The 24,399-nt window shown below is 43.6% G+C and carries 39 protein-coding genes; 33 read left to right on the top strand and 6 right to left on the bottom strand.

Features of this window, described 5'->3' with window-relative positions:
* Positions 1-68: 68 nt before the first annotated feature.
* From IDJ77_RS20405 to IDJ77_RS20395, 3 genes are read right to left on the bottom strand one after another with little or no spacing between them, the layout of a single operon-like run.
* On the bottom strand, positions 69-518 hold the full coding sequence (locus tag IDJ77_RS20405) for a hypothetical protein (protein WP_191190831.1): 450 nt from the start codon (positions 516-518) through the stop codon (positions 69-71).
* A gap of 5 nt (positions 519-523) precedes the next feature.
* The gene (locus IDJ77_RS20400) at positions 524-904 is read right to left on the bottom strand and encodes a hypothetical protein (RefSeq protein ID WP_191190830.1); all 381 of its coding nucleotides are present in this window, start codon (positions 902-904) and stop codon (positions 524-526) included.
* Positions 905-920: 16 nt separating this feature from the next.
* The gene (locus IDJ77_RS20395; RefSeq protein ID WP_191190829.1) at positions 921-1,709 is read right to left on the bottom strand and encodes a hypothetical protein; all 789 of its coding nucleotides are present in this window, start codon (positions 1,707-1,709) and stop codon (positions 921-923) included.
* A gap of 230 nt (positions 1,710-1,939) precedes the next feature.
* Between IDJ77_RS20395 and IDJ77_RS20390 the strand changes: the two genes are divergently transcribed.
* Positions 1,940-3,196 carry a prephenate dehydrogenase gene (locus IDJ77_RS20390; RefSeq protein ID WP_191190828.1) on the top strand — a complete coding sequence of 419 codons (1,257 nt, stop codon included), beginning with the start codon at positions 1,940-1,942 and terminating at the stop codon, positions 3,194-3,196.
* On the opposite strand, the gene IDJ77_RS20385 is transcribed toward IDJ77_RS20390, so the two are convergent.
* Positions 3,197-3,850, bottom strand: coding sequence for an energy transducer TonB (locus IDJ77_RS20385; protein ID WP_191190827.1), 654 nt, complete (start codon positions 3,848-3,850; stop codon positions 3,197-3,199).
* 327 nt (positions 3,851-4,177) lie between these two features.
* Here IDJ77_RS20385 and rplC point away from each other — a divergent pair, with 327 nt between their 5' ends.
* The 30 genes from rplC to IDJ77_RS20235 all read left to right on the top strand — a co-directional run bounded on the left by rplC (position 4,178) and on the right by IDJ77_RS20235 (position 20,442).
* Positions 4,178-4,795: a 50S ribosomal protein L3 gene (gene rplC, locus IDJ77_RS20380; protein ID WP_191190932.1), complete on the top strand. Its 618-nt coding sequence runs from the start codon at positions 4,178-4,180 to the stop codon at positions 4,793-4,795.
* Between the two features lies 1 nt (position 4,796).
* Positions 4,797-5,429: a 50S ribosomal protein L4 gene (rplD, locus tag IDJ77_RS20375; RefSeq protein WP_191190826.1), complete on the top strand. Its 633-nt coding sequence runs from the start codon at positions 4,797-4,799 to the stop codon at positions 5,427-5,429.
* Between the two features lie 2 nt (positions 5,430-5,431).
* The gene (rplW, locus tag IDJ77_RS20370; RefSeq protein WP_121245911.1) at positions 5,432-5,722 is read left to right on the top strand and encodes a 50S ribosomal protein L23; all 291 of its coding nucleotides are present in this window, start codon (positions 5,432-5,434) and stop codon (positions 5,720-5,722) included.
* Positions 5,723-5,729: 7 nt separating this feature from the next.
* Positions 5,730-6,557 (top strand): 50S ribosomal protein L2, encoded by an 828-nt coding sequence (rplB, locus tag IDJ77_RS20365; RefSeq protein ID WP_191190825.1) that lies wholly within the window; start codon positions 5,730-5,732, stop codon positions 6,555-6,557.
* A 2-nt stretch (positions 6,558-6,559) separates the two neighbouring features.
* Positions 6,560-6,826 carry a 30S ribosomal protein S19 gene (rpsS, locus tag IDJ77_RS20360; RefSeq protein ID WP_067059750.1) on the top strand — a complete coding sequence of 89 codons (267 nt, stop codon included), beginning with the start codon at positions 6,560-6,562 and terminating at the stop codon, positions 6,824-6,826.
* 6 nt (positions 6,827-6,832) lie between these two features.
* Positions 6,833-7,261, top strand: coding sequence for a 50S ribosomal protein L22 (gene rplV, locus IDJ77_RS20355; protein ID WP_128532226.1), 429 nt, complete (start codon positions 6,833-6,835; stop codon positions 7,259-7,261).
* Between the two features lie 6 nt (positions 7,262-7,267).
* Positions 7,268-8,161, top strand: coding sequence for a 30S ribosomal protein S3 (gene rpsC, locus IDJ77_RS20350; protein WP_191190824.1), 894 nt, complete (start codon positions 7,268-7,270; stop codon positions 8,159-8,161).
* 50 nt (positions 8,162-8,211) lie between these two features.
* Positions 8,212-8,634, top strand: coding sequence for a 50S ribosomal protein L16 (gene rplP, locus IDJ77_RS20345; protein WP_121245915.1), 423 nt, complete (start codon positions 8,212-8,214; stop codon positions 8,632-8,634).
* Positions 8,635-8,757: 123 nt separating this feature from the next.
* Positions 8,758-8,961 carry a 50S ribosomal protein L29 gene (rpmC, locus tag IDJ77_RS20340; protein ID WP_191190823.1) on the top strand — a complete coding sequence of 68 codons (204 nt, stop codon included), beginning with the start codon at positions 8,758-8,760 and terminating at the stop codon, positions 8,959-8,961.
* 20 nt (positions 8,962-8,981) lie between these two features.
* Positions 8,982-9,236 (top strand): 30S ribosomal protein S17, encoded by a 255-nt coding sequence (gene rpsQ, locus IDJ77_RS20335; RefSeq protein ID WP_067059745.1) that lies wholly within the window; start codon positions 8,982-8,984, stop codon positions 9,234-9,236.
* A gap of 1 nt (position 9,237) precedes the next feature.
* Entirely contained in the window at positions 9,238-9,606 is a 369-nt protein-coding gene (rplN, locus tag IDJ77_RS20330; RefSeq protein WP_067059744.1) for a 50S ribosomal protein L14, read from the top strand.
* A 1-nt stretch (position 9,607) separates the two neighbouring features.
* Entirely contained in the window at positions 9,608-9,949 is a 342-nt protein-coding gene (rplX, locus tag IDJ77_RS20325) for a 50S ribosomal protein L24 (RefSeq protein WP_128532221.1), read from the top strand.
* On the top strand, positions 9,949-10,518 hold the full coding sequence (gene rplE, locus IDJ77_RS20320) for a 50S ribosomal protein L5 (protein WP_191190822.1): 570 nt from the start codon (positions 9,949-9,951) through the stop codon (positions 10,516-10,518). The genes rplX and rplE overlap by 1 nt, the downstream gene beginning before the upstream one ends.
* Entirely contained in the window at positions 10,511-10,780 is a 270-nt protein-coding gene (rpsN, locus tag IDJ77_RS20315) for a 30S ribosomal protein S14 (RefSeq protein ID WP_191190821.1), read from the top strand. Before rplE ends, rpsN begins: the two co-directional genes overlap by 8 nt.
* Before the next feature lie 151 nt (positions 10,781-10,931).
* Positions 10,932-11,330 carry a 30S ribosomal protein S8 gene (gene rpsH, locus IDJ77_RS20310; RefSeq protein ID WP_191190820.1) on the top strand — a complete coding sequence of 133 codons (399 nt, stop codon included), beginning with the start codon at positions 10,932-10,934 and terminating at the stop codon, positions 11,328-11,330.
* A 17-nt stretch (positions 11,331-11,347) separates the two neighbouring features.
* Positions 11,348-11,905 carry a 50S ribosomal protein L6 gene (gene rplF / locus IDJ77_RS20305; protein WP_191190819.1) on the top strand — a complete coding sequence of 186 codons (558 nt, stop codon included), beginning with the start codon at positions 11,348-11,350 and terminating at the stop codon, positions 11,903-11,905.
* Positions 11,906-11,910: 5 nt separating this feature from the next.
* Positions 11,911-12,258: a 50S ribosomal protein L18 gene (rplR, locus tag IDJ77_RS20300; protein ID WP_191190818.1), complete on the top strand. Its 348-nt coding sequence runs from the start codon at positions 11,911-11,913 to the stop codon at positions 12,256-12,258.
* 12 nt (positions 12,259-12,270) lie between these two features.
* Positions 12,271-12,789, top strand: a complete 519-nt coding sequence (gene rpsE / locus IDJ77_RS20295; protein WP_191190817.1) for a 30S ribosomal protein S5 — start codon at positions 12,271-12,273, stop codon at positions 12,787-12,789.
* Between the two features lie 6 nt (positions 12,790-12,795).
* A complete protein-coding gene (gene rpmD, locus IDJ77_RS20290; RefSeq protein ID WP_067059736.1) occupies positions 12,796-12,975 on the top strand; it encodes a 50S ribosomal protein L30 in 180 nt (59 codons plus the stop codon).
* Positions 12,976-12,979: 4 nt separating this feature from the next.
* The gene (gene rplO, locus IDJ77_RS20285) at positions 12,980-13,426 is read left to right on the top strand and encodes a 50S ribosomal protein L15 (RefSeq protein WP_191190816.1); all 447 of its coding nucleotides are present in this window, start codon (positions 12,980-12,982) and stop codon (positions 13,424-13,426) included.
* Between the two features lie 6 nt (positions 13,427-13,432).
* Positions 13,433-14,776, top strand: coding sequence for a preprotein translocase subunit SecY (gene secY / locus IDJ77_RS20280; RefSeq protein WP_191190815.1), 1,344 nt, complete (start codon positions 13,433-13,435; stop codon positions 14,774-14,776).
* An 8-nt stretch (positions 14,777-14,784) separates the two neighbouring features.
* Positions 14,785-15,576: a type I methionyl aminopeptidase gene (gene map, locus IDJ77_RS20275; RefSeq protein WP_191190814.1), complete on the top strand. Its 792-nt coding sequence runs from the start codon at positions 14,785-14,787 to the stop codon at positions 15,574-15,576.
* 63 nt (positions 15,577-15,639) lie between these two features.
* Entirely contained in the window at positions 15,640-15,858 is a 219-nt protein-coding gene (gene infA, locus IDJ77_RS20270) for a translation initiation factor IF-1 (RefSeq protein WP_022833270.1), read from the top strand.
* Between the two features lie 8 nt (positions 15,859-15,866).
* Positions 15,867-15,983 (top strand): 50S ribosomal protein L36, encoded by a 117-nt coding sequence (rpmJ, locus tag IDJ77_RS20265; RefSeq protein WP_082855993.1) that lies wholly within the window; start codon positions 15,867-15,869, stop codon positions 15,981-15,983.
* A 72-nt stretch (positions 15,984-16,055) separates the two neighbouring features.
* Positions 16,056-16,433 carry a 30S ribosomal protein S13 gene (gene rpsM, locus IDJ77_RS20260; protein WP_191190813.1) on the top strand — a complete coding sequence of 126 codons (378 nt, stop codon included), beginning with the start codon at positions 16,056-16,058 and terminating at the stop codon, positions 16,431-16,433.
* 127 nt (positions 16,434-16,560) lie between these two features.
* Positions 16,561-16,950 (top strand): 30S ribosomal protein S11, encoded by a 390-nt coding sequence (gene rpsK, locus IDJ77_RS20255; protein WP_191190812.1) that lies wholly within the window; start codon positions 16,561-16,563, stop codon positions 16,948-16,950.
* Between the two features lie 67 nt (positions 16,951-17,017).
* A complete protein-coding gene (gene rpsD, locus IDJ77_RS20250) occupies positions 17,018-17,626 on the top strand; it encodes a 30S ribosomal protein S4 (RefSeq protein ID WP_191190811.1) in 609 nt (202 codons plus the stop codon).
* 95 nt (positions 17,627-17,721) lie between these two features.
* Positions 17,722-18,714 (top strand): DNA-directed RNA polymerase subunit alpha, encoded by a 993-nt coding sequence (locus tag IDJ77_RS20245; protein WP_191190810.1) that lies wholly within the window; start codon positions 17,722-17,724, stop codon positions 18,712-18,714.
* A gap of 150 nt (positions 18,715-18,864) precedes the next feature.
* Positions 18,865-19,422, top strand: a complete 558-nt coding sequence (rplQ, locus tag IDJ77_RS20240) for a 50S ribosomal protein L17 (protein ID WP_191190809.1) — start codon at positions 18,865-18,867, stop codon at positions 19,420-19,422.
* 354 nt (positions 19,423-19,776) lie between these two features.
* Entirely contained in the window at positions 19,777-20,442 is a 666-nt protein-coding gene (locus tag IDJ77_RS20235) for a phosphatase PAP2 family protein (protein WP_191190808.1), read from the top strand.
* Positions 20,443-20,552: 110 nt separating this feature from the next.
* Here IDJ77_RS20235 and trxA read toward each other — a convergent pair whose 3' ends face one another.
* On the bottom strand, positions 20,553-20,852 hold the full coding sequence (trxA, locus tag IDJ77_RS20230; protein ID WP_191190807.1) for a thioredoxin: 300 nt from the start codon (positions 20,850-20,852) through the stop codon (positions 20,553-20,555).
* A gap of 145 nt (positions 20,853-20,997) precedes the next feature.
* Here trxA and IDJ77_RS20225 point away from each other — a divergent pair, with 145 nt between their 5' ends.
* Both IDJ77_RS20225 and IDJ77_RS20220 read left to right on the top strand, forming a co-directional pair.
* On the top strand, positions 20,998-21,315 hold the full coding sequence (locus IDJ77_RS20225; RefSeq protein ID WP_191190806.1) for a hypothetical protein: 318 nt from the start codon (positions 20,998-21,000) through the stop codon (positions 21,313-21,315).
* 351 nt (positions 21,316-21,666) lie between these two features.
* Positions 21,667-22,821, top strand: a complete 1,155-nt coding sequence (locus IDJ77_RS20220; RefSeq protein ID WP_191190805.1) for a DUF1624 domain-containing protein — start codon at positions 21,667-21,669, stop codon at positions 22,819-22,821.
* A 93-nt stretch (positions 22,822-22,914) separates the two neighbouring features.
* Here IDJ77_RS20220 and IDJ77_RS20215 read toward each other — a convergent pair whose 3' ends face one another.
* The gene (locus tag IDJ77_RS20215) at positions 22,915-24,387 is read right to left on the bottom strand and encodes a PAS domain-containing sensor histidine kinase (RefSeq protein ID WP_191190804.1); all 1,473 of its coding nucleotides are present in this window, start codon (positions 24,385-24,387) and stop codon (positions 22,915-22,917) included.
* Positions 24,388-24,399 lie beyond the last annotated feature (12 nt).

Raw genomic sequence — 24,399 nt, 5'->3', positions numbered from 1 at the left:
AAGGTATACACAATCGGCACACTCGATGGTGCGTAAAAACGACCTGTTAGTGGCGATTTTGCGACAAATTATAAATTGCCATAGTATGGATGCCCGCTCAGGAAATTCAGCCAAACGCCTTCGATCTCATCAACCAGTTCGGGCCGGATAGAAATCCCCGATGCCTGCGGCGACCAGGTTTGCATAGCCAGGTTGCCCATTTTTAAGATGTCCATAGTAAGGATGGGTTCTTTGTCCGGGTTTAATAAAGTATCGATAGAAATTTCGATCCGATGGTAATGCCTGCCTTTTCGGAATGCGACGTACGGTTCAGAGGATATAACACCCGAGGCGAAGATCCCTTTGGGCTCAACGCCGAGGCGTACAATATAGGCCCTGTCGCCAATCTGTATGGTTTTATGGCTGGCAACGCTCCAGTTATCAACCAGGTTACCCGAGGTTTTAAGCTTTTTGATATCGTCGTCCATATCCGCCCAGGCGAATTTCAAGGGGTTCCATCCAAACAAATAAGCTTTCATTGCCGCTAATCAATTTTAAAAGCTTCACCTGTAACAACTTCTTCGCTAAAGTTATACTTCGCCGCAAGTGTGTAGGAGTTTTTCTTTACACTGGTGATTTCTACTGTTATAAGAGCATTTTTCGGCGCTTGCGGGAATTGCTTGAAATAATCCTCATTTGGCTTTAATTGATAATGGCAACCATCTATCCATTTTACCATATATGAAACCGATATTTTAGGATCTTGCATTTCCTCAAATTGGTATTTACCAGCCCTTTTGATAATCAAATTAAATTTTCCATACGCCATTTTAAAAGTGCCGTATTTGAATTTTGAACAAGCGGTTTGAGCAAACAAAGTGGATACTGCCAAACTAAGAAACACTGTAAGTATAAATGCTTTCATATAATGAAGAATAAGGCTACCCTTTGCCCAGCAATTCGTCGAGCTTGTTACGTTCGGTTTGCAGTTCGCGGGCAAGCTTTTTCTCCTTTTCGTTGGCTTTGGCCTTGTAGGTTTTGTAGTCTTCTTCCAGCTCGTTATAAAGTTTGGTACGATAGCTGGCCTCGCGGCTGTGTGCGCCCGACCGTGCTATCACTATTACCGCGATAGCGCCGAAACCAGCAACCAGGCCCCACATGATCCAATTATAGGTTGATTTAGTAAGCGGGATGCCCAACAGGCTTACGCTATCCACCTTTGCATTCGACGCCGAAAGGTTCTCTTCTTTAGCCTTAATATCCGCCACCAGCGAATCTGCTCTTTTCGTTTGTGTGGATAGTTTTATGCTGGCGTCGTTCAATTTGCGGCGGGTAGCACCCAGCGTATCCGAAAAATTCTTCCATAAAGCCGATATCAGCGGCCTTTGGTAATTGTATACTTTGGTAAGCAGGTACTGGTATTGCCCGTTAAGGCTCTTATCATTCAACAGGGCGGGGTTTTCGGGTACGTATTGCTGTACAGGTTTTACTACCACAGTACCCGGGTTACTTGGTGTTTTTGTTGCTGGCAGGGTTGTGGCTTTAGGTACCGGCTTGGCTGCATAGGGGTTGTATTTAACAGGGGGCTTCACCGTTGCCGGTTTTGTGGCAACCGGCTTAGGTACTGCCGGTTTGGCCTTTGCTGTAGAATCCTGCGCGTAGCTGGTTCCCGCGTTAACAATTAAAAATAATGTTAAAATAATCGCGGTCGATTTAAGGAGCTTTATCATATAACGTTGCATATCGGGGGAAAAACAAGTTTCTGTTTTAGCGGCACTTTACTTTAAACGGTAAAATGTAACTTAAGGTTTGTAAAATTAATTTTAAGGTATTATTTGGTTGGCGCAAACCTGTTTTGCGTAATAGGTAAATTTCACTTCTTAAAAATATAAAAAAGATGCAATTTTTTGGTAATTGTGTGTAATTAGCAAAAGCCTATATTAGGCCTTTTATTTATAACATGTATATAGGTTTTATTGGTTTGGGCGATATGGGGCGGTTATACGCCAAAGCTTTTGCAAAAGCAGGCTACACCGTTTGCGGCTGCGACCTGCCCGCCAACCGCGAAAAGTTAGAAGAGGAGCTGGATCCCTTAGGAATAAAACTAATGGACGATGGTAAGGATGTATCGCGCGTAAGCGACCTCATCATCTATTCGGTAGAAGCCGATAAACTGGAGCAGGTGGTTGCGCAATGCGGCCCGTCCACAAAATACGGCGCTATTGTGGCCGGGCAAACATCTGTAAAACATCCGGAGATAGCCGTTTTTGAAAAGTACCTGCCCGGCGATGCGCAGATAATTACCTTCCACGCCATGCACGGGCCGGGCTTTCAGCCAAAAGGGCAAAAACTGATACTGATACCTCACCGCTACGAAGGCGATTCGTACCAGCGTATGCTGGACCTGTTCACCGCCGTGGAGACTGATATAGTAGAAATAGCCGATTACCACGAACATGATAAAATTGTGGCCGATACGCAGGCGGTAACGCATGTGGGTTTCGAAAGCATGGGCACCGCCTGGAAGGCCGCCGGGTTTTTCCCCTGGGAGAATGCTTCCTATGCGGGTGGTATAGATAATGTAAAGATCCTAACCACCCTGCGCATTTTTAGTTATAAGGCACACGTGTATGCCGGGCTGGCCATATTAAACCCCTATGCCAGGCAGCAGGTAAAGCAATATGCTAATTCCGAATCGGAGTTGTTTAAGCTGATGATAAAAGAGGAGGAAGGCGCGTTTCGCGAGCGGCTTTATAAAGCGCGCGATTTTGTTTTCCACGAAAGCCGCAAGCCAATTATGTTTAATGATAAGGTGATGCAGGAGTTTTCGCTGGCGAAGGACGCCGGCCACCAAAAGCCAAACTCGCACCTTAGTATATTAAGTATGGTTGATGCCTGGTACCATCTGGGCGTAAACCCTTATGATAACCTTATTTGCCAAACGCCGCCTTTCCGCTTAAGGCTGGGTATTGCCGAGTATTTATTTAAGAATGAGGAATTGCTGGAAGAATCGATAAAAACGGCATTGTACGATAAAACCATCCGTGGCGACGACCTGGAATTTCATTCGGCGGTGCGGGAGTGGAGCGCCATTATTGGTTACGGCGATATGGAAGGCTACAAAAAACATTTTAACGAAGTGCAGGCATTTTTCCAGGGTAGGCTGGAGGAAGGCAACAAGCAAAGCGCGGAGTTGATAAGGCGGTTGATGGAGTAGCTAATCCTTCATCTTCACCACGTACACTTCCTTTTTATCAGGCATCAAAAACTTGGGGTTGTTATCGGTATTATAAAATGGTTCGGCAATTTTTACCCGGTCTGATTGAAAAGAACCTCCGATGATATCCTTTGCTTCATCAAGCGTATAAAGCCTGTCCTTTATATTAAATACAAAACCATAATCGGATGCACGCAGCTCCTTCATTTTTACCTTGCCTTTTTCTACCGAGAAATTAATTGGCACAGTATACTGCACCCTAACCGCTCTTCCGTTTTGGACGCCGGGCGTCCATGGTTTTGATTCCTGCAAAACCTTCACGGCTTCCGCTTCGCAGCCTGCACCTATACAGTTAACAGGGGTAGCGCTGCTGATCCGGCCGTCGCGCTCCACAATAAAGCTCATGATGAGGCGGCCGTCTATACCTACCAGGCGTGCAACATCCGGGTATTTAAGATTACGGCTGATGTAATTGCCAAATGCAGCAGTGCCGCCCGGGTATTGGGGCTCCTGCTCTATGGCGGTGAAAACCTGCTTGTTTTTTGGCAGTTCCTTTACAACCGGAGGTGTTTTTTTGGTAGTATCCGGGGCCACCTGCGCGGCGGCTAATTTTGTAAGTATCAGGAGGGCAAATAAGGGGTAAAGGCGTTTCATGTGGTAAAGGTAAAACTTACCCGAAGTTTTTCCATATCATGCCGAAAATTGCCCCGCTAAATTTTGAGCGGGCTGGCGGCGGGCTTACGCCCCGAACGCCGGCAGGCTCTTAAAACCACGCCAAATGTGATTGAAAATGAGAAGAATTAGCGCGCTGATATATCCAGTACAACATCTTTTTGACCGGTACAAATAATTATTTAAAAATAACTTGTTAAGTATTTGACAATTAATACAAAATTCCTATCTTTGCCGTCCCTTAAGGGGGAAATAATATGCCTTGAACGAAGCCCTACTGCTTCGATGGGCACAAATAAAATAAAGAAAATGTCAGGAATAATTGGTAAAAAAGTAGGAATGACCAGCATTTTCGATGAAACAGGGAAAAATATTCCCTGCACTGTAATCGAAGCTGGCCCTTGCGTAGTAACTCAGGTCAGGTCTGTTGATACAGACGGATACGCTGCTGTTCAGTTAGCGTATGGCGAAAAGAAGGAAAAAAACACTTCTGCACCTCTAAAAGGCCATTTTGAAAAAGCCGGCACTACTCCTAAGCGTAAGCTTGTAGAATTCAAAACTTTCACGGATGAAAAAGCTCTTGGTGATACCATCACTGTAGATATTTTTGCAATCGGTGATTTTGTTGATGTAGTTGGTACTTCAAAAGGTAAAGGGTTTCAGGGTGTGGTAAAACGTCACGGTTTTGGTGGTGTGGGTATGCAAACTCACGGTCAGCACAATCGTTTACGTGCACCAGGTTCATTAGGAGCTTCTTCTTGGCCTTCACGTGTATTTAAAGGTATGCGTATGGCTGGTCAAATGGGTAACGTTCGTGTTAAAGTACAAAACCTTCAGGTTGTTAAAGTATTTAGCGAGCAAAACCTAATCGTAGTTAAGGGTTCCATCCCAGGAGCTAAGGGTTCATTCGTAATATTGGATAAATAAGATGGAAATCAACGTATTAAATCTATCAGGTAAAGAAACAGGAGCCAAGGTGCAACTGCCTGAGTCCGTATTCGGTGTAGAGCCCAATGATCATGCTATTTACTTAGATGTAAAGCAGTTCTTAGCTAACCAGCGCCAGGGTACGCACAAATCAAAACAACGTAATGAAATTGCAGGTAGTACCCGCAAATTACATAAACAAAAAGGTACAGGCGGCGCCCGTGCAGGTAGCATCAAATCTCCATTATTTAATGGTGGTGGTCGTGTTTTCGGCCCGCAACCGCGCGACTATAGCTTTAAGCTGAACAAAAAGCTTAAATCACTGGCTCGTGTATCAGCTTTATCATACAAAGCAAAGGATAACAATATCCTGGTTCTTGAGGACTTCAATTTCGACGCCATCAAAACCAAAACTTACATCCAGATGGAAGCTGACCTGAATGTTACTAACGACAAAACGTTATTGGTACTTGCAGGTGTAGAAAACAACAATGTGTATTTATCAAGCAGGAACCTGAAGAAAACTAAGGTAATCTCAGTTGAGCAGCTTAACACTTATGATGTGTTAAACGCTGGTAAACTTATCCTTACTACAGGTGCTGTTAAAACTTTGGAGGAAGCATTAGCTAAGTAATTATGGAAATTTTAAAGAAACCCTTACTTACTGAAAAGGTTGCTCAATTAACCGAGAAGCTTAATCGCTATGCTTTCAAAGTTGATCACAGAGCTAATAAAATTCAGATAAAAGGCGCTATTGAGGCTATGTATGGTGTTAACGTTACAGCAGTTAACACAATGAAATACGTAGGCAAGCTTAAAACACGCAACACAAAAGCAGGAGCAGTATCTGGCCGCGCCGCTACTTATAAAAAGGCCATCATTACGCTGAAAGATGGTGAAACAATAGATTTTTACAGCAATATATAATACGAAAATGGCAGTAAAGAGATTTAAACCGGTTACCCCGGGTACCCGTTTCAGAATAGATGTATCTAATTCTGATATTACAACAAACGTTCCTGAAAAGTCGTTGGTTGTATCTGCTAACACCAGGTCGGGCGGTCGTAACCACAGCGGTAAAATGACTATGCGCTACCTTGGTGGTGGCCATAAACAAGCATACAGGTTAATTGACTTCAAACGCAATAAATTTGATATCCCTGCAAAAGTTGCAACTATTGAGTACGATCCAAACAGATCTGCACGTATAGCCCTGTTACATTTTGTTGATGGTGAAAAACGATACATGATAGCTCCGGAAGGCTTAACAGTTGGCACGGTAGTTTTATCTGGCGAAGGTGCTGCTCCAGAGGTTGGTAATACCATGCCTTTGAAAAACATCCCGTTAGGTTCTATCATCCACAACATTGAGTTAAACCCTGGCCAGGGTGGCATTATTGCCCGCAGCGCCGGTACTTACGCTCAGTTATCAGCACGTGATGGTAAATATGCCATCATTAAATTGCCTTCTGGCGAAACACGTATGATACTGTCAACCTGTTTGGCAACTATCGGTACTGTTTCAAACGGCGAGAGAGCAAACGCAGTGTTAGGTAAAGCTGGCCGCAAACGTTGGTTAGGTCGTCGCCCAAGAGTTCGTGGTGTTGCCATGAACCCGGTAGATCACCCTATGGGTGGTGGTGAAGGTCGCTCTTCGGGTGGTCATCCACGTTCACGTAAAGGTTTGTTAGCTAAAGGCTTCAAAACTCGTGACAAGAAAAAAGGGTCAGATCGTTATATCATTGAAAGAAGGAAGAAATAATAATGGCACGTTCAATTAAAAAAGGACCTTACATAGATCATAACCTGGAAAGAAAAGTTCTGACCTTGAATGATGCAAGTAAAAAATCAGTTGTAAAAACATGGTCGCGCCGTAGCATGATCTCTCCTGATTTCGTTGGTCATACATTCGCAGTACACAACGGTAATAAATTTATCCCTGTGTACGTAACAGAAAACATGGTTGGTCACAAGTTGGGCGAATTTGCTCCAACCCGCACATTCCGCGGTCACGCAGAAAAGAAAAAATAACAGGCAATGGAAGCAACAACAAAAATTAAAAGGTCTGTACAGATCAGGCAACAAAAGGAAGCTGCGAAACTCGTTGTGGGTGGCTCTTCGGTTGCTAAGCTACAGAACTGCCCAACTTCACCCCGCAAAATGCGTTTGGTGGTTGACCTGATCCGCGGTGTAAACGTTGAGAAAGCGTTATACATTTTAAAATTTACTAATAAAGAAGCTGCAATACGTGTAGAGAAACTTTTGTTATCAGCCATCAAAAACTGGGAAGCAAAAAACGAAGGCAAACGTGTTGAGGATAGCAACTTAATAGTAAAAGAAGTATCAGTAGGTGGTGGCCGTCAGTTAAAAAGGTTACGCCCGGCTCCGCAAGGAAGGGGTTTCCGTATACGCAAACGCTCTAACCATGTAACACTGATTGTGGATAGTAAAAACGATAACAACTAATTTGAAATGGGACAAAAAGCACATCCAATAGGTAACAGGTTAGGGATCATCCGCGGTTGGGATTCTAATTGGTTCGGTGGAAACAACTACTCCGACAAATTAGTTGAAGATGAAAAGATCCGCAAATACTTATCAGCACGTATCAACAAAGGTGGTGTATCTAAAGTAGTTATAGAACGTACTTTAAAACGCATCACTGTAACCATCCACACTGCCCGCCCGGGTATTGTAATTGGTAAAGGCGGCGCTGAGGTTGATAAGATCAAAGAAGAGTTAAAAAAATTAACCAAAAAAGATGTTCAGATCAACATCTTCGAGATAAAACGCCCTGAGCTTGATGCCCAGTTAGTTGCCGAAGGTATAGCTAAACAACTTGAAGCACGTATATCATTCCGTCGTGCCATGAAAACCACTATAGCTTCTACCATGAGAATGGGTGCTGAAGGTATAAAGGTGATGACAAGCGGCCGTTTAGGCGGTGCTGAGATGGCTCGTACAGAACAATATAAAGAAGGAAGAATTCCTTTGCATACTTTCCGTGCCGATATCGATTACGCTTTGGCAGAAGCCTTAACTACCTATGGTAAAATAGGTGTTAAAGTTTGGATCTGTAAAGGTGAAGTTTACGGCAAACGCGATCTGTCTCCAAACATTGGCGGCACAAGCAGCGCAAGCGGTAAAGGTGGCCGCCCAGAAGGTTCAGCCGGTTTCGGTGGACGTGATGGTGCAAGAGGTGGCGAACGTGGCGGCGAACGCCGTGGCGACCGTAAACCAGGTGCAGGTGGCGACCGTAGAGGCGGCCCAGGTGCAGGCGGTGGTCGTCCAGGTGGTGGCCCAGGTGCTAACCGTCCGGGTGGACAAGGTGGTGGTAACCGTCCAGGCGGCCCGGGAAGAAGATAATATTAATATAAAGAACAGTCATATCCGTGAGGATATAAAAGCTTAATAAAATGCTACAGCCAAAAAGAACGAAGTTCAGAAAGATGCAAAAAGGCAGGATGAAAGGGTTAGCCAGTCGTGGCACCGAGCTTTCATTCGGATCTTTCGGTATAAAATCACTCGAAGCAGCCTGGATCACCAGCCGCCAGATCGAGGCTGCACGTATTGCTGTAACACGTTTCATGAAACGTGAAGGCCAGGTGTGGATCAGGATTTTCCCTGACAAGCCTGTAACCAAGAAACCAGCAGAGGTACGTATGGGTAAAGGTAAAGGTGCACCCGAGTATTGGGTTGCAGTTGTACGCCCGGGCAGAATGATATTTGAAGCAGAAGGTGTGCCTTTAGAGGTTGCCAAAGAGGCCCTGCGCCTTGCTGCACAAAAATTACCGGTGCAAACCAGATTTGTAACACGTAGGGATTACGTAGAGGCATAAATTCGAGGATGTTGGAAATGTTATAAAGAGTTGCAAAAGTTGTAATAAACACGAAGAGCTAACCTTTACAACTACTACAACTTTTACAACTTCTTCAACACATTACAACAAACAATAAAGAAAATGAAGAACTCAGAGATTATAGAGCTATCAGCTGAAGAATTAGCAGCAAAGCTCAGCGAGGAAAAAGGTCAATTGACTAAATTGAAATTCGCTCACGCGGTTTCGGCTATTGAAAATCCAACACGTATTACTAAAGTGCGCAAGGAGATTGCTCGTTTAAATACTGAAATAACAAAGCGTAAAGCGGCGTCAGCTTCTAATTAATTTTTAAGCGTCGGAAAACAATGGAAAGAAATTTAAGAAAAACACGTACCGGCCTGGTAGTAAGCAATAAGATGGAAAAATCTATTGTAGTTGCTGTAGAGCGGAAGGTGAAGCACCCCATCTATGGTAAGTTCGTAAAGAAAACTACCAAATTTATGGCTCACGATGAGACAAACACCTGTGGTGTTGGCGATACCGTATTGATTATGGAAACCCGCCCGCTGAGCAAAAACAAAAACTGGAGATTAGTTCAAATTTTAGAGAGGGCTAAATAACATGGTACAGCAGGAATCAAGATTAAATGTAGCCGATAACAGCGGAGCTAAAGAAGTTTTAGTGATACGCGTATTGGGTGGTACCGGTAAAAGATATGCTTCTATCGGTGATAAGATCGTAGTAACCGTAAAAAGCGCTATCCCATCAGGTAACGTTAAAAAAGGTACTGTATCTAAAGCCGTAGTGGTAAGAACCAAGAAAGAAATCCGCAGGAAAGATGGTTCGTACATCCGCTTTGATGATAACGCAGCTGTGTTATTAAACAACCAGGATGAGCCAAGGGGCACACGTATATTCGGCCCTGTTGCAAGGGAACTACGTGAAAAACAATTTATGAAAATTGTATCATTAGCACCGGAGGTATTATAATATGGAAAAGAAAATCACAAAACCAGCTAAATTAAAGATCCGTAAGGGCGATTTAGTGAAGGTTATAGCCGGTGACTCAAAAGGTTCACAAGGTAAAATTGTTGAAGTAATAATTGAAAAAAACAGGGCTATTGTAGAAGGTGCCAACATGGTATCTAAACACACTAAGCCTAATGCAGCCAACCCTAATGGTGGTATTGTAAAGCAGGAAGCTGCTATACACATTTCAAACCTGGCGCTGGTTGAACCAAAAACCGGAAAAACTACCCGTGTTGGCCGTAAATTAAACGATGCCGGCAAATTGGTAAGGGTTTCTAAAAAATCAGGGGAGGAAATTAAATAATGACTTACGTACCAAGGTTAAAAACCAAATATAAGGACGATGTTCGCGTTGCATTGAAAGATAAATTTCAGTACAAAAGCGTAATGCAAGTGCCTAAATTGCTTAAAATAGCAATTAACCAGGGCGTTGGCGGTGCTACTACCGATAAGAAATTGATCGAGAACACCATCACCGAGTTAACTACCATTACCGGCCAGCAAGCAGTATCTTCAAAATCCAAAAAAGATATCTCAAACTTTAAATTGCGTAAAAACATGCCAATTGGCGTACGTGTTACCCTGCGCGATAATACAATGTATGAGTTTTTAGATCGTTTGATCTCTGTTGCCCTGCCACGTATCCGTGATTTTAAAGGTATCAATGATAAAGGTTTTGATGGCCGCGGTAACTATACCTTAGGTATTACCGAGCAGATCATCTTCCCTGAGATCAACATCGATAAGATCAACAAAATACAAGGTATGGATATTACCTTTGTAACCTCTGCTACCAACGATGTTGAAGCATTAGAGTTACTAAAGCAATTTGGTTTACCATTTAAAAATCAAACACCAATTAACAATGGCTAAAGAAGGCGTAAAAGCACGCGAAGTAAAACGTGCTAAGTTAGTAGCAAAATATGCTGAAAAAAGGGCAGCACTTAAAGCAGCTGGTGATTACGCCGCTTTAGATGCATTGCCAAAAGGTTCATCACCGGTAAAATTGCACAACCGTTGCAAGCTAACCGGCCGTCCACGCGGTTACATGCGTCAGTTCGGTATATCACGTGTTACATTCCGTGATATGGCACTGGCCGGTAAAATTCCGGGTGTTAAAAAAGCAAGCTGGTAAGCACAAAATACTTAGAGCTAACGGAAAATTCAAAACATAGTAAATATGTTTTGAATTTTTTGTAATTTCGCGGCTCTAAATTTTTAGAATTAACCGATAGAAGGTCGCCCGGGATGTTACCGGAAGGAAACCACTATCATAAACAACAATAATGAATACAGATCCAATCGCAGATTATCTTACAAGAGTAAGGAATGCTATTAAAGCCAACCACAGGGTTGTTGAAATTCCTGCATCAAATCTGAAAAAGGAAATCACTAAAGTGCTTTTCGAAAAAGGTTACATTGCTAATTTTAAGTTTGAGGATAACGGCCCTCAAGGCAGCATCAAAGTTGCTTTGAAGTACCACCCGATAACTAAGATCCCTGCTATCCGCAGCATCTCTCGTATTAGTAAACCAGGTTTGAGGAAATACGCTGGTATGGACACCATGCCGCGTGTGTTAAATGGTTTAGGTATCGCTATCTTATCGACTTCTAAAGGTGTAATGACCGATAAAGAAGCTCGTGCACAAAATGTGGGTGGCGAAGTTTTATGCTACGTTTATTAATAGGAGGAAATTAAGCAATGTCAAGAATAGGAAAAGCACCTATAGCACTAACCGCAGGGGTTACTATTACAGTATCTGCAGATAATGTAGTTACCGTAAAAGGCCCAAAAGGCGAGTTGCAACAGGCAGTTGATAGAGATATCATCATTGAGCAAGAAGGCGACCAGTTACTGGTTAAACGCCCGTCAGATCAGAAACGCCACAAAGCGTTACACGGTTTGTACCGCTCGCTAATTAACAACATGGTTGTTGGCGTAACAGAAGGCTACAAAATTCAACAGGAATTAGTAGGTGTAGGTTACCGTGCAACAAACACAGGTAATACTTTAGATTTAGTGCTGGGTTATTCTCACCACTACGTATTTGAGTTACCACAAGAAATTAAAGTTACAACCACTGCTGATAAGGGTAAAAACCCAACCATCATCCTGGAATCTAACGATAAACAATTGATTGGCCAGGTAGCAGCGAAGATCCGCTCGTTACGTACGCCAGAGCCTTACAAAGGTAAAGGTATCAAGTTTGTTGGCGAAGTATTGAGAAGAAAAGCAGGTAAATCAGCATCTAAAAAATAAGCGCCATGAAATTATCAAGAAGAGACAGGATTAAAAAAGGCATACGTAAACGCCTTTCAGGATCAACAGCACGCCCTCGCTTATCTGTTTTCAGAAGCAACAAAGGCATCTACGCTCAAATTATTGACGACGTTAGTGGCAAAACCTTAGTATCAGCATCTTCATTATCTAAAGATTTTGTTGCAAGCGGTTCTACTAAGTCAGATCAATCAGTAGCTGTAGGTAAACTGGTAGCTGAGAAAGCTATCGCTGCAGGTATTAAAGATGTAGTGTTTGACAGGAATGGTTACTTGTACCACGGCCGTGTTAAATCACTGGCAGAAGGTGCACGTGAAGGTGGTTTAAACTTTTAATCGAAACAGGAAATGTCAACAATCAACATAAAAAGAGTAAAAACCAGCGAGATCGAATTAAAAGATCGCCTGGTAAGCATACAACGTGTAGCCAAAGTAACCAAAGGTGGCCGTACATTCAGCTTTTCTGCCATTGTGGTAGTAGGTGATGAGAACGGTGTTGTAGGTTACGGCCTTGGTAAAGCGAAGGAAGTTACCGAAGCAATTGCAAAAGGTATTGATGATGCTAAAAAGAACTTGGTAAAAGTTCCAATTATCAACAACACTATCCCTCACGAGCAAATTGGTAAATTCAGCGGTGGTTTTGTATTTATCAAACCAGCAGCAAACGGTACCGGTGTTATAGCTGGTGGTGCAATGCGTGCTGTATTAGAGAGTGCCGGTGTACACAACGTATTGGCAAAATCAAAAGGATCATCAAACCCGCACAACGTGGTTAAAGCAACCGTATCTGCATTATCGCAATTACGCGATGCGCATACAGTAGCTCAACAGCGCGGTATCAGTTTAGGTAAAGTATTTAACGGATAATCAGTCATGTCGAAAATTAAAATAACACAGATAAAAAGCGTTATCGACAGAAGCGAGCGCCAGAAAAAAACTGTTGAGGCTTTAGGCCTTAAAAAAATTAACCACAGCGTGGAAGTTGAAGCCACTGCGGCTATTATAGGCATGGTACGTAAAGTAAACCACCTGGTAGCGGTAGAAAATATTTAATATCATGAATTTAAGTAATCTTAAACCTGCAGAAGGTTCTACTAAAAATAGAAAAAGAATTGGCCGTGGTACAGGTAGTGGCCGTGGCGGTACATCAACCCGTGGCCATAAAGGTGCCGGTTCACGTTCAGGTACATCTACCAAGGTAGGTTTTGAAGGTGGCCAGATGCCATTACAGCGCCGTGTACCTAAGGTAGGTTTTAAAAACCCTAACCGCGTAGAGTATGTTGGTGTAAACCTTGACGTATTACAAGCTTTAACTGAGAAATATTCATTAGCTACAGTTAACTTTGATACGCTGAAAGAACATGGTTTGGTTTCTAAAAATGGCCTGGTTAAGATCCTTGGCCGTGGCGAACTTAAAGCCAAGTTAGAAGTTACAGCACATGCATTTACTGCTACTGCACAAAAAGCTATTGAAGCAGCCGGCGGAACTATTGTAAAGTTATAATTTTCGATGAAGAAATTTTTCACCACATTATCCAATATTTGGAAAATTGAGGATCTAAGAGTGCGTATAACAAACACACTCTTATTTCTTTTGATATATCGTGTTGGCTCGTTTATCGTATTGCCGGGTGTAAACGCGGCAACGCTTGATACCGCTAAAGCAAAAGAAGGCCTGGTAGGCTTGCTTAATATGTTTGCAGGAGGTTCGTTCTCACGTTCGTCCATTTTTGCATTGGGCGTAATGCCTTACATATCTGCATCTATCGTAGTGCAGCTTTTAGGTATAGCAGTGCCATACTTCACCAAATTGCAAAAAGAGGGTGAAAGCGGCCGTAATAAGCTAAACCAATGGACACGTTACCTAACTATAGGTATCACCGCTTTGCAGGCTATCGGTTATCTGAAATCTCAGGTAAGCGCTGATGCTATGCTAATTGGTAACCCATACTTTATTGTGCTGAACACATTCGTATTAACCGCAGGTACATTATTTGTAATGTGGCTGGGCGAAAAGATCACCGATAAGGGTATTGGTAACGGTATATCATTGATCATCATGGTGGGCATCATAGCTCAGCTGCCAGCAGCTTTCGCTACCGAGTTTCAATCTCGTACAGGCGGCCCGGGTGGTTTAATTACCTTCATTGTAGAAATTGTAGCACTGTTGGGTGTGGTAATGTTTACCATCCTTATAGTACAGGGTACACGTAAAATTGCTGTGCAGTACGCAAAACGTATTGTTGGTAACAAACAATATGGCGGTGTGCGCCAGTATATACCTTTAAAGGTAAATGCTGCGGGTGTTATGCCAATTATTTTTGCCCAGGCATTAATGTTTATACCTGCTACCGTTGCACAGTTTTTCCCTAATGCTGCATCAAACGGTATCCTGATCGCTTTATCAGACTACAACTCGTGGGAACACAACGTTGTATTTGCGATACTGATCATCCTGTTCACGTATTTCTATACAGCTATTACGGTTAACCCTAAGCAAATGAGCGATGATATGAAAAAGAACGGCGGCTTTATACCAGGTGTTGCACCGGGTAACGCTACCACTACTTTCATAGATGAGGTTATATCAAAAATTACATTACCGGGTTCTATCTTTTTGGCCATCGTAGCTATTATACCGGCGCTGGCCAGCATGGTAGGGGTAAGCAGCTTATTTGCAAGGTTCTTTGGCGGTACATCGCTTATTATCCTTGTAGGGGTTGTGTTAGATACTTTACAGCAGATAGAAAGCCACTTGTTAATGCGTCATTACGATGGGTTGATGAAGACCGGCAGGATCAAAGGGCGCTCAGGCGTTCCGGCTGCTGCAGGTACTACGCCCACGGCTATCTAAATTAAAACATGTCTAAGATCATTTATAAGTCTATTGAAGAAATAGAACTGATAAGAGAAAGTTCTTTACTTGTTTCCAAAACACACGGGGAAATAGCAAAAGTTATAGGCCCCGGTGTTACTACCCTCGAATTAAATAAACTTGCCGAAACCTTTATCCGCGATAACGGCGGGGTTCCGGCATTTTTAAATTATGGCGGTTTCCCTTACTCGTTGTGCATCTCGCTAAACGACCAGGTGGTACACGGCTTCCCCAGCAAAAAACCATTGGTTGAAGGTGACCTGGTATCGGTTGATTGCGGTGTTATCCTGAACAAGTACTTTGGCGATTCGGCCTATACCTTTGCCATTGGCGAGGTAGACGAGAACACCAAAAAGCTGATGCGTGTTACACGTGAGTGTTTAGACCTGGGCATTGCGAAGGCCGTAGTAGGCATGCGCATTGGCGATATAGGTTATGCAGTACAGGAGCATGCCGAGAAGAACGGCTTTGGCGTAGTGAAGGAACTGGTAGGGCACGGAGTAGGCACACGCCTGCACGAGAAACCCGAAGTACCTAACTACGGTAAACGTGGCGCTGGCATTAAGCTGGAAGAGGGTATGGTTATAGCTATTGAACCGATGATAAACGCAGGCCGTGCCGGTGTTAAATTTTGGGACGATGGATGGACCGTTTCTACCAGCGACAAAAAGCCGTCGGCACATTACGAGCATACGGTAGCTGTAAAAAAGGGCCAGGCCGACGTTTTATCAACGTTTTCATACATCGAAGAAGTTTTAAAAGAAAAAATTAATAATTAGAATATTTTTATTAATTTTGCATCCCGTTTTGGGGGCAGATAATTAAGTAATAATCAGTAAAATATGGCAAAACAATCCTCGATTGAGCAAGATGGTACAATTCGCGAAGCGTTATCTAACGCAATGTTTAGAGTTGAACTTGAAAACGGTCATGAGATTATTGCGCACATATCGGGCAAAATGCGTATGCACTACATCAAAATTCTACCTGGCGACAGGGTGAAACTGGAGATGAGCCCATATGATTTAACAAAAGGAAGAATAACCTACAGATATAAATAAACAACGAGATGAAAGTTAGAGCATCCATTAAAAAGCGCAGTGTTGATTGCAAGATCATCCGCCGTAACGGGAAACTTTACGTGATAAACAAAAAGAACCCGAAATTCAAACAGCGTCAGGGATAATTAGAGAATTGGTAATAGTCCGTACAACGGTGGCCCGCCGTTCGGTATTACGTTAAAACACAAACAAAAAATATGGCAAGGATCTCCGGTATTGATTTACCAAAGAACAAAAGAGGTGTAATAGGTTTAACCTACATCTACGGAATAGGCCGCTCTACAGCAGCCGAAATTTTGAAACAAGCAGACATTGATGAGAGCGTAAAAGTTCAGGATTGGAATGATGAGCAATTAACTGCCATCCGTACCATCATCAACGATCAGATAAAAGTGGAAGGTTCATTGCGTTCTGAAGTTCAATTGAACATCAAACGTTTAATGGATATCGGTTGCTACCGTGGTACCCGTCACCGTAAAGGTTTACCGTTACGTGGCCAGCGCACCAAAAACAACTCACGTACCCGTAAAGGAAAACGTAAGACAGTTGCTAACAAGAAAAAAGCTACTAAATAATAGTTGATTGGTGAGTAGTGAGTGGTGAGTTTGCCGCTTTCTTATCGCCAGGAATAGTTAAAAAAGAACAGTTACGGGTCCGGGGTTATGCATTAGCCCGAGTAATTCGTAAACAATAAACAAGAAAATGGCTAAAAGCAAAAAAGTTACCAAAAAACGCATTGTAGTTGTAGAGTCTGTAGGCGAAGCACACATCAATGCAACTTTTAACAACATCATTATCACCCTTACCAACAAAACAGGCCAGGCTATTTCATGGTCGTCTGCAGGTAAAATGGGTTTTAAAGGTTCTAAAAAGAACACCCCTTATGCTGCCGGTCAGGCTGCTGCCGATTGCGGTAAAGCTGCTTACGACTTAGGTTTACGTAAAGTAGAGGTATTTGTTAAAGGCCCGGGTTCTGGCCGCGAAAGCGCTATCCGTACCCTGCAAACAACAGGTATCGAAGTTACTACTATTAAGGACATCACCCCGCTTCCGCACAACGGTTGCCGTCCATCTAAAAGAAGAAGAGTTTAATTCACTAATTTTTTAAAGCTAAGATTCTGTAGCTACAGGCTGCATGATACTTTAAAACACACAAATAATGGCAAGATATACAGGCCCTAAATCAAAAATTGCGCGTAGGTTCCGCGAGCCGATCTTCGGTCCGGATAAAGCGTTGGAAAGAAAAAACTACCCACCCGGAATGCATGGCGCTTCTAAAAGAAGAGGAAAGCAATCTGAGTACGCGGTACAGTTAATGGAAAAACAAAAAGTTAAATACACTTACGGTGTATTAGAGCGTCAGTTCGAAAACTTATTCCACACCGCATCAGCTAAAGAAGGTATCACCGGTGAAAACCTGTTGAAATTCCTGGAAGCACGTTTAGATAACGCGGTTTACCGTTTAGGTATCGCCCCTACACGTTCTGGTGCACGCCAGTTGGTTGGCCACAAACACATTACCGTAAACGGTAGCGTTGTAAACATTGCTTCTTACGCTTTAAGGGCAGGTGACGTTATCGCAGTACGCGAAAAATCAAAAACACTTGAAGCCATCACCAATTCGGTTGCTGGCCGCAAAATAAACAAATACAGCTGGTTGGAGTGGAACGCTGCCGAATTAACAGGCAAGTTTTTAAACTACCCTAACCGCGATGAGATACCAGAAAACATTAAGGAAAACCTTATTGTGGAGTTGTACTCAAAATAATAACGATAATTTTCTGCGGGGTGGTTGGCATGTTATGTCAATCATTTTCGTGGTTAAAATCAATCAATCAATTAAACAATAAACAAAAGATATAAATGGCAATTTTAGCATTTCAAAAACCAGACAAGGTTATCATGCAGAAATCAAATGATTTTGATGGCACGTTTGAGTTTCGTCCGTTAGAACCAGGCTTCGGTGTAACCATTGGTAATGCTCTGCGTCGTATCTTACTTTCTTCATTAGAAGGTTATGCTATTACATCAGTTCGTATTTCTGGTGTGATGCATGAGTTTTCAACCATTAAAGGTGTGGTTGAAGATGTTACCGAGATCATCCTGAACTTAAAACAAGTTCGTTTTAAAAAAACAGGTGAATCGGGCGATAATGAGAAGATATTTGTGATCATTAACGGTCAGGATGCTTTTAAAGCGGGTGACGTCACTAAGTTTTCAAACAACTTTACAGTGCTGAACCCTGACCTTGTTATTTGTAATATGGATACATCGGTAACGCTTGAAGTTGAGCTTACTGTTGCTAAAGGCCGTGGTTACATCTCTAACGAGGAAAACAAGAATCCTGATGCAAACGTAGGTGTGATAGCTATCGATTCTATCTTCACCCCGATAAAGAACGTAAAGTACACGCTTGAAAACTACCGTGTAGAGCAAAAAACGGATTACGAAAAACTGATCCTTGATATCTCTACCGATGGTTCAATTCATCCTGAGGATGCTTTGAAACAAGCTGCCAAAATTCTTATTCAGCACTTCATGCTGTTCTCTGATGAGAACATGATGCTGGAGGCTCAGGCAAAAGAAGAAACTAAAGAAGTTGACGAAGAAATTCTTCACATGCGTAAGATCCTTAAAACCGAACTGGTTGATCTGGACTTGAGCGTACGTGCTTTGAATTGCTTAAAAGCTGCCGATATCCGCAGCTTGGCCGACCTGGTTTCTTACGATGTAGCTGATATGCTTAAATTCAGAAACTTTGGTAAAAAATCATTAACCGAAATTCAGGACCTGGTTAAATCAAAAGGCTTATCTTTTGGTATGAACCTGGCTAAATTTAAGTTAGACGAAGAATAATAAAGGGAGTAGTTAGTGGTGAATTGTGAGTGGTTTTACTTGCAACTCACCATTAACCATTCACCACTTACAATAGGCGAGGGCATAATTCCGCGGGCTTGATTAAACAGAGTCGCCCAACGGTATGCACGTGCACAAATTAACAACACAATGAGACACGGAAAAAAAGTAAACCATTTAGGCCGTACCGACAGCCACCGCAAAGCGATGATGTCGAACATGGCGTCTTCGCTTATTTTACACAAGCGTATTACAACAACCTTAGCTAAAGCAAAAGCTTTACGCGGTTATGTTGAACCATTATTAACAAAATCAAAAAACGATACTACGCACTCACGCCGTACCGTATTTAGCTATTTGCAAGACAAAGACACCACGAACATCCTGTTCCGTGAAATTGCTGTGAAAATTGCTAACCGCCCGGGTGGTTACACTCGTATCGTTAAGTTAGAGAACCGTTTAGGCGATAACGCTGAAATGGCTATCATCGAGCTTGTTGATTACAACACTGTTTACGGTAAAGACGTAGAGGCAAAAGCTGAGAAAAAATCAACACGTCGCCGTGGTGGTGCTTCAAAAGCAAAAGCACCTATCGAAGTAGCACAGGTAGCTGAAGCTCCTGTAGCTGAGGAAACTGCTGCTCCTGCTGTAGAAGAAGCTCCTGAGGCTCCTGCTAAAAACGAAGAAAACGCAGAAAAAGGCGAATAATTAGCTTTTTACCCAAAAACAAAAACGGCTTCCGATTTCGGGAGCCGTTTTTGTTTTTGGGTCGGTTTTTAACCGCAGAGAGCGCGGAGTGGGCGCAGAGAAACACAGAGCCTTTCTCATTGGATAAGGGGGCTAACCATGGTGAAGATAAAAATGTTGCGGCCGCACAGTTGATTTATTGTCAGTCCGGTGGAGCTGCAAATCTTTGTTTTTAAAAAACCTGTGCACCTCAGCGCCTTCGCTGTGGCCTCTGCGGTTAAAAATCACCAACAAATTCTTCTAAATTTTAAAACCCGCGCCATCTTATTAAGTTAATTAGTATAATTATAGTTGCTATTACTTAATAATAATTGAATGAATAAAAGACGAAAGCGCATCCTGGCGTTGGTACTGCTCATCATCAGTATTGGTTTTGTAGCGCTTACCATTTTGGTGATGCTGTACCCAACATCATTTATTGATGTGGAGTTTTCTGAAGAAGTGCAGCAGCATCAGAATAAGTTCCTGGATGCTGTCATGGAGATCATCAGCATGCCCGGCTATATGCCCGAATCGCCAATCATGATCTTGTGCACCAGCCTTGTGCTGTTTTTGTTCAGATATAAAAAAGCGGCAGTATTTGTGCTGTTTACCACGGTAGCCGGCCTGGTTAGTACCATTGTAAAAGCATTGGTGAACAGGCCCCGCCCCTCAGACGATGTAGTACGTATTGTGCTTAAAACCACGCAGCAGAGTTTCCCCAGCGGGCATGTGTTGTTTTATGTGGTATTCTTCGGTTTTTTGGTGGTATTGATGTACCAGCTGGAGGATATCCCTAAATTTTTAAGAGGGTTTGTAATTGCGGTTAGCCTGTTTATGATATTTGTTATCCCGCTCTCCCGCATTTATCTGGGGGCCCATTGGTTTACCGATGTGATGGGAGGATTCCTTTTAGGGCTGCTTTGTTTGTATTTATTATCATGGCTCTACCTGCACAAACCGGCTAAAAGGGACGAAGCACCGGTGGCAGAACAGCAGTAATTGTTTGTCTGAACTCGAATTTATCGAATTAAAAGAAGTGGCAGAATTTAAAACAAGGATATAAGAAAAGATATTCTCACCACTCACCACTCACCACTCACCACTCACCACTACTTAATATACTGCTGAATCACCTGTTGTAAAGCCCCTGCCTGCATTACGCCGCTTTGGCGCCATTTGCTTTCGCCGTTTTGGAAAACCATAAGCGTGGGTACGCTTTGCACACGATAGGCGTTGGCCGCTGCGGGGTTTTTGTCGATGTCTATTTTAATGATGGTTACCTTATCGCCAAGGGCATCCTTTACCTGCTTTAAAATGGGCGGCATCATTTTACAGGGCCCGCACCATTCGGCGCTAAAATCTACCAAAACTGGTTTGTCTGATGCTATGATATCCTGGAAGTTTGCCATGGTATTTTCTCCTAAACAAAAATAACGTATGGCGGCGCAAAACGTTTCATGCTAATGTAGTTTTATAGGCGGCTACTATGTGCGCGCCTGCAAGGGTTGTACACAAACCCATTTTTTTTATATTTGATCATAAACTTTTTAAACGATGTTTTACTTTTTGATCTTCACGGCCTTTATTTTATTTGCGGCACATGTTTTATTATTGATCGCCTCGTTTATCGGCCCAAAGTTTGGCTCTTCCCGGTATTTTTATTCGCACCTTACCTTGTGGCTTACCGGCCTGGTGGTTTTGGTGCTCGCGCTAAATTATAGCGGTACGGGGCGATCCGGCTTCCTCGATTATTTTAACTCTCCCATAAAACAGGGTGCCATACTCGCCTTTACCCTTGCTCTATCGTTAACGGCGCATGGCATCGTGAAGTTTTTGATATTACCGCTGGTCCAAAAAAACAAAGCGTTATAGCCGGTAGGTGGTAGTTAAACTGCTCCTTCCCGGGCAGCATGTTATTTCGAGGGGTTGAAGCGAATAGGGTTCGTCATGTCCGCATCGCGAGTTGACTCACCCCCAACCCCTCTCTGCTGCGCAAAGAGGGGAGCTCTTTTTTCCTTTTCTTGCCCCTCTTTCCGCTTGCGGAGAGAGGGGCGACAAGCGATAGCGATGTCGGGGTGAGTCAATATGCAAGCGACAAGAAACGAATTTCAAGTGCCGAATACTCAATAATTGAAGCTTGCGGCGGGTGTGTGAATTGTGAAAGGAAACAACGATATTTATATCGCAATTAAAAAATCACTCCAGCAGATCTGAACCTAAGCAATGAAAGAACGTTTCCACGCTATAGATATCGTCCGCGGCCTCATCATGGTCATCATGGCGCTGGATCATACCCGCGATTTCCTGCACACACCATCGTCGCCGCTGGATATGCAAACCACAACCGTGGTGCTATTCTTTACCCGCTGGGTAACGCATTACTGCGCGCCAACCTTCGTGTTCCTCAGTGGCGTATCGGTGTTCCTGGCCGGGCAACGGAGGACGAAAAAAGAACTCAGCCTGTTCCTCCTTAAAAGAGGTGTATGGCTTATCCTGTCGGACCTGCTTATCATGAGCCTCCTATTAAGTTTCGATATCCAATACCATATGCTGGTACTGGAAGTATTATCTGCCATCGGATTTGGGATGATCCTGCTGGCGGGGCTCATTTATGCACCAAGATGGCTGATCTTCGCGATAGCTGTTCTCATCATCTTCGGCCATAACGCGCTGGATCATATCCAGCCGCTCCAAAATAAAACAGCGGATAGCCTACTGAAATTCTTCATCACCGCAGGCGCATCGTTCGTACCGCTGGGCGGTAACCGTACTTTGTTATCATTGTATCCGCCCATCACCTGGGCCGGCCCTTTATTGCTGGGCTATGTCTTCGGTAGATTGTACCAAACCGGTGCCGACGCGAAAAAGAGACGAGCCATATTGTTGCTTACGGGCTTTTCGTTTATGGGGCTGTTTGTACTGCTGCGGTTAATCAATCTCTATGGCAACCCGGTACCGTGGTTCCATCAGCGTAATCTTCCCCATACCATATTAGCTTTCGTGAACGCGGCAAAACAACCGCCTTCGCTGCAATTCCTGCTCATGACCTTAGGGCCGGTGATGGTATTATTGGCCCTCGCCGAAAACTTCAAAAACCGCTTAGCCGCCTTTTTCGAGGTTTATGGCAATGTGCCCTATTTTTATTTTATAGCGCATTTTTGCTTGCTCAGGCTTATTAATCTCGCATTGATCGGCCTAAGCGGCCTTCCTTATAAATCCGACGGCAACCCGATAGTATGGCAGGCGCAAGGCTTCGGTTATCCCCTGTGGGCCGTTTACTTGTTTTGGGCCTTTGTGGTGGCCGCGTTTTATTTCCCGTGTAAATGGTACGGGGAATATAAACGGACGCATAAGCATTGGTGGTTGTCGTACGTGTAGAAATGTTTAAGCAGAATGCTGGGGGAATAGGAGTGATGGTACCGGTATAAAGGAACCGGCGGACAATATGGCCCAAAGACACTACTGGTATACTCAGGAAGAACAAGGAAGCGTGAACCAGAATGTGCTACCCTCGCCCAACTGACTGTCGACACCAATCTCGCCACTGTGCCGTTGGATAATTTCGGCGCAAATATATAAGCCGAGGCCCAGGCCCGAGTATTGGCTGCCGGCGCTGTCCACGCGGTAATACCGGTCAAAAAGATGCTGTAGTTTATCCTTTGGAATGCCCGGCCCCTTATCTGCTACAGAGATCTTAGCAAAGCCCTGGCCAGCAGTGTAGGCGATGAAAATTTGTTTGCTCGCCGGCGCGTACTTAACGGCATTATTAATAAAGTTAATAACCACCTGTTCTATCCGGGTTTGATCAGCAAATGCTTCCAGGCTGTCGTCGCCTTCAATAAGGATCTCAAAGCGGCCCTCTGCCAGGATATGCTCGCAGCAGTTGAAAATCATCGGCCCCAGTTTGAACCTGGCCTTATTTAAGTGTAGTTGCCCTGCATTTAACTGGCTTACATTCAGCAGGTCGCCCACCAGGGTATTTACTTTTTTAACATTTTTATTCGCCCGTTCAATCAGGCTGGGTAACATTTTTGGAGACGGGTCGTTTTTCATGCGATCCAGTAATTGCAAAGCACCCATTAAGCTGGTGATGGGTGTTTTCAACTCGTGGCTGGCAATACTGATAAATTCGTCTTTTTGTTTCAATGCACGCTTATGTACGTCGATATTTGTACAGGATCCAAACCATTTAACGAGTTCGCGGCCCTCATTTAAATACGGAACCGCTTTAACCGCGTGCCATTCGTACTGCCCGCTGCTGTTTTGCAGCTGCAATTCGATGTGCAGATCGTTAACAGACAGGAGGCTTTCTGCCCAACTGGCTATAAATCTTTTACGGTCATCAGGCTGGATCTTGGTTAAGATACGATTAACGCTAAATACTTTATCAGGCAAAGCGAAATAATGAATAAAGCGCTCGTTGATGTAGTCAATCTCCCCGGCGGCATCCGCCGTCCAGATCATCTCCGGTATCAGGTCGGCCAGGAACTGAAAGGTCCGTTTTTCTTCTTCGGCTAATTTTTTAGCTTTCAGGATCTCCCGTTCGTAATGCTTTCGGTGCGTATTGTCGGTGATAATGGCGTTTACAGCCAGGATGGCGTTTTGGGCGTTACGGATGGCTACAGCGCTGAAGAGTACATGAAAAGTAGTACCATCGCGTTTAGCCAGTTCATAACTCAGTTCTTTTACGGTGCCGCTAACGTTCAGCATCGGGCGGAAAAACATTTCGTAATGGATCTGCCCGCCTTTAGATAAAAATTCGCTAAAGTTTTTTTGAAAAATAACTTCGTCTGCACGATAGCCGAGCCAGGTGAGCAGGGTTTGGTTGATCTTCAGGACGGTACCGTCAGCCGAAAAAGAAAGATAACCGCAAGGGGCCTGGTCATATAAAGCTTCCGCATCTATCAGGGAGGCTAAAACTTCTTTACTGAAATCATCCGGCATCGATGGTAATGA

The sequence above is a fragment of the Mucilaginibacter pankratovii genome (assembly GCF_014773265.1).
Classification (GTDB): domain Bacteria; phylum Bacteroidota; class Bacteroidia; order Sphingobacteriales; family Sphingobacteriaceae; genus Mucilaginibacter; species Mucilaginibacter pankratovii.
Note: the sequence above shows the minus strand (reverse complement) of the source record. Positions and strands in the feature narration are given on the sequence as shown.